The organism is Methylobacterium sp. B1 (assembly GCF_000333255.1).
Taxonomy (GTDB): Bacteria; Pseudomonadota; Alphaproteobacteria; order Rhizobiales; family Beijerinckiaceae; genus Methylobacterium; species Methylobacterium fujisawaense.
The window spans coordinates 1-4,207 of sequence record NZ_BACT01000740.1; the positions used below are offsets into that span (position 1 = coordinate 1).

Below are 4,207 nucleotides of genomic sequence, written 5' to 3' on the forward strand. Positions count from 1 at the left end.
GCGCGTTAGGCCGGCAGCAGCACCGCCGACTTGATCTGCGCCGAGGCCGCCGGGGTCTCGTAGGTGATCGGGATCGCCTCCTTGGGGCCCCGCAGGGTCAGGGGCACGCGGCCGCCCTCGGCTTCGGCCAGGACCTGGGTGCCCATCCGGGTGAGCGGGTCGAGGATGCGGCGCATCGGCCGCGAACGCAGGGAGGCGTCGCCGTCGAAGGTCGCGGTCACCGGCTGCCCACCGACCACGCCCATCATGAGGCGGGAGCCGGTGCCGGCATTGCCGAAATCGAGGACGTCGGCGGGATCGCCGAGGCCCCCGATGCCGACGCCCCGGACCCGCCAGCGTCCGGCCCCGAGGCGCTCGACGCCCGCGCCGAGCGCCTTCGCGGCGGCGGCGGTCCGCAGGACGTCATCGCCCTCCAGCAGCCCTTCGACCCGCGTCTCGCCCTGGCTGAGCAAGCCGAGGATCATCGCCCGATGCGAGATCGACTTGTCGCCGGGCGGCCGAAGGCGTCCGCGCAGCGGGGTGCCCGGCGCGGCGGTGAGGGGCTGTGGAGTCGAATCGTGCGACACGGGACGTCCGTTCGGGCTCTGACGAGTGGGCCTGGATCCGGCGCGTCGCGCGGCTCAGCCGCGGCGCTGCAATCGGACGGTGAAATCGCCGGGCGGTTAACACGGGTACCGGCCGGCGTCATCAATCCGATGTCTTCGTCGATCCTCCGGGCGATCCTCCTGCCGATCCTCCCGCCGATCCTCCGTAGGACGCGGCCCGGAACGCCCTGCTCGGGCTCGATTGACAGGGGCCGCCACCGCGACTAACGGGGCCCCTCCCCCGAGACAGAACTGACGACGAGGTGTCCGCCCGTGGCCCGACCGGAACTTGGCTTGAAGCGCCAGTGCATGAGCTGCGGCGCGAAGTTCTACGACCTCGCCCGAGATCCCGCCGTCTGCCCGAAATGCGGCGCGGTCTATCAGGCAGTGGCCACCTCGAGCCGTGCAGCGCCTCCGGCGCTGTCGCGGAGCGCGGCCAGCAACGACGATGAGGACGAGACGGACGAGAAGGGTCCGGAGCTGGTTTCCCTCGACGAGGTCGAAGCCGCCGAAGACGATGCGGATCCGACGCCCGAGGACGATTCGGTCGAGGACGGGGATACCGCCGACGACGACACCTTCCTGGAGGAAGAGGACGCCGGCGACGACGATGTCTCCGACCTGATCGACGGCGATATCGAGAACGACGAAGAGGGCTGAGGCGGTCGTCGCCTCCCCGATCAAAAACCCCCGGCGGCAGCGAAAAAGGGGGTTGAGTCCGCGGTGCGAGCCGCCTATAGAACCGGCCTCGCCGGACGCGATTTAGACCGGCGAGACCCCGCGGGACCCAACCCGCGGCGGATGCTAAAAGTGGGGCCTTAGCTCAGCTGGGAGAGCGCTTCCATGGCATGGAAGAGGTCATCGGTTCGATCCCGTTAGGCTCCACCATCCCACTCTCGCGTGACGCGGCCCTCCACGGGACGCGAAATGCAGTGAAAATTATGGGGCCTTAGCTCAGCTGGGAGAGCGCTTCCATGGCATGGAAGAGGTCATCGGTTCGATCCCGTTAGGCTCCACCATTCATCTCGCGCGCGATGCGGCCCAGCATGGCCTGCGTACCCGAGAACGAGACTTTCCAGATTTCGCCGTCGCGAGCGGACCCCGCTGCCACTGATGCGCCGTGGGCCGCCGCGTCCGGTCAGCGGGTCAGGTGCCCGAGCGGCAGCGCGGTTGCGTACTTCACCTGCCCGAGGGCGAAGCTCGATCGGATGTTGGCCACCCCGGGGATCCGCGTGAGGTGGTCCAGGACGAGCTTCTGGTACTGGCCGAGATCCTCGACCACGACCCGCAGCATGTAGTCGGCCTCGCCGCTCATCAGATAGCACTCCATCACCTCGGGGCGGTTGCGCACCGCCTCGTCGAAGGCCTGGAGCGCGGCCTGGGTCTGTTTCTCGAGCGACACGTGGACGAACACGTTGACCGCGAGCCCGAGGCTCAGCGGGTCGACCACCGCCACGCAGCCGCGGATCACCCCCGCCTCCTTCAGGTCGTTGACGCGGCGCCAGCACGGCGACGTCGACAGGCCCACCCGCTCGGCGAGATCCGCGATGCTGATCTCGCTGTCCTGCTGCAGGCATTCGAGAATGCGTAGGCTCGCGGCGTCGAGGGGGGCCGGTCGTGCGGGCATCGGTTCGGTCTCCAATCTGGCCGCCGCGAAGCGCAGCTTCCGACGACGACGGGCGAGGCGCTCCGGCCTCGCGACAGAGGCATATTTTGCCGCCTATCGCCCAAATCGCGGAATATCAATCCGGATACGGCGCGATGGAAGCAAATCTTCGGCATGTCCCGCCGTCCCGATCCCCGTATGATCGAGGGAATAAGGGAGGCCGCGTCGATGAACGCCATACCGCCGAAAGCCACGATCGCGCGGTCCGCCGAGGTCGATCACGACCCGGCCGAGACCCAGGACTGGCTCGCCGCGCTGGAATCCGTCTTCCGCACCGAGGGCGCGGCCCGGGCGCGGTTCATCCTCGACCGCCTGGAGCGGCGCTCGAAGGAGATCGGCATCCTCGACGAGGCCCTGCCCTACTCGCCCTACCGGAACACGGTTCCGCTGGAGAAGCAGCCGCGCTACCCCGGCGATCTCGACATTGAGGAGCGCCTGACCTCGATCATGCGCTGGAACGCGCTCGCCATGGTAGTGCGCGCCAACATGGCCTACGGCGAGCTCGGCGGCCACGTGGCCAGCTACGCCTCGGCGGCGGAGCTGTTCGAGGTCGGCTTCAACCACTTCTTCAAGGGCGGGACGGACGGCGACCTCGTCTATTTCCAGCCGCACTCGGCCCCCGGCGTCTACGCCCGGGCCTTCCTCGAAGGGCGGCTCTCCGAGGAGCAGCTGAAGCACTACCGCCAGGAGATCGCCGGCGACGGTCTGTGCTCCTATCCGCATCCCTGGCTGATGCCGGATTTCTGGCAGGTTCCCACCGGCTCGATGGGCATCGGGCCGATCCACGCGGTCTATCAGGCGCGTTTCATGCGCTACCTCGCCGACCGGGGCCTGGCCGACACGTCCGGCCGCCACGTCTGGGGCGTGTTCGGCGACGGCGAGATGGACGAGCCCGAATCGATCGGCGGCCTCGCGCTGGCAGCGCGCGAGAATCTCGACAACCTGACCTTCGTCATCAACTGCAACCTGCAGCGGCTCGACGGACCGGTGCGCGGCAACGGCCAGATCATCCAGGAGCTGGAGAGCCTGTTCCGGGGCGCAGGCTGGAACGTCATCAAGGTGCTGTGGGGTTCGGAGTGGGACGGGATCTTCGCCCGCGACACCAACCACGCCCTGCTGCGGCGCTTCGCCGACACGGTGGACGGCAAGTACCAGACGCTGGGCGCCAAGGACGGCGCCTACAACCTCGCCCACTTCTTCGGCGAGGATCCGGAGGTCCGCGAGCTCGTCGCCCACATGTCGGACGCCGATGTCGACCGGCTGAAGCGCGGCGGCCACGACTTTCGCAAGCTCTACGCGGCCTTCGCCGCCGCCAAGGCCACCAAGGGCCGGCCGACGGTGATCCTGGCCAAGACCAAGAAGGGCTACGGCATGGGCGGCGCGGGCGAGTCGCGCATGACCGCCCACCAGGCCAAGAAGCTCGACGTGGACGCGCTGCGCGCCTTCCGCGACCGGTTCGCCCTGCCGCTGTCGGATGCCCAGGTGGAGGGTCTGGCCTTCTACAAGCCGGCCGAGGACGGCGCCGAGATGCGCTACCTGCGCGAGCGCCGCGAGACGCTCGGCGGCGTCCTGCCGGCCCGCCGCCGCACGGCGCCGACCGTCTCGGTGCCGGCCCTCTCGACCTACGCGGGCTTCGCGCTCGAAGCGGGCGGCAAGGAGATGTCGACCACCACGGCGGTGGTGCGCCTGTTCGGCAACCTCCTGAAGCACAAGGATCTCGGGCCGCGCATCGTCCCGATCGTATCCTACCAGGCCCGGACCTTCGGCATGACCAACCTGTTCCGGCAAGTCGGTATCTACACGCCGCACGGCCAGCTCTACGAGCCGGATGATGCCGGCTCGATGCTTTACTACCGCTAGGCCCAGGACGGTCTGCTCCTGCAGGAACGCATCACCCAGGCCGGGGCGATCTCGTCATGGACGGCGGCGGCCACGGGCTACAGCATCCACGGCCTGT

Annotated in this window: 2 protein-coding genes, 2 tRNA genes and 2 pseudogenes; 4 read left to right on the forward strand and 2 right to left on the reverse strand. The window is 68.8% G+C overall.

The annotated features are described in order from the left end of the window. Positions 1-14: 14 nt before the first annotated feature. Positions 15-566, reverse strand: a pseudogene (locus I53_RS21750) (3-phosphoshikimate 1-carboxyvinyltransferase); the annotation flags it as partial. Between the two features lie 291 nt (positions 567-857). Here I53_RS21750 and I53_RS21755 point away from each other — a divergent pair. The 3 genes from I53_RS21755 to I53_RS21765 all read left to right on the forward strand — a co-directional run bounded on the left by I53_RS21755 (position 858) and on the right by I53_RS21765 (position 1,603). After that, a complete protein-coding gene (locus I53_RS21755) occupies positions 858-1,244 on the forward strand; it encodes a TIGR02300 family protein (RefSeq protein ID WP_075381438.1) in 387 nt (128 codons plus the stop codon). 152 nt (positions 1,245-1,396) lie between these two features. Then, positions 1,397-1,472, forward strand: a tRNA-Ala gene (locus tag I53_RS21760). A 55-nt stretch (positions 1,473-1,527) separates the two neighbouring features. Beyond that, positions 1,528-1,603: transfer RNA gene (locus I53_RS21765), tRNA-Ala, on the forward strand. Between the two features lie 119 nt (positions 1,604-1,722). Here the strand turns inward: I53_RS21765 and I53_RS21770 are convergent. Beyond that, positions 1,723-2,211: an Lrp/AsnC family transcriptional regulator gene (locus I53_RS21770; RefSeq protein ID WP_043354596.1), complete on the reverse strand. Its 489-nt coding sequence runs from the start codon at positions 2,209-2,211 to the stop codon at positions 1,723-1,725. Positions 2,212-2,418: 207 nt separating this feature from the next. Here I53_RS21770 and aceE point away from each other — a divergent pair. Continuing rightward, positions 2,419-4,207, forward strand: a pseudogene (gene aceE, locus I53_RS21775) (pyruvate dehydrogenase (acetyl-transferring), homodimeric type); the annotation flags it as partial.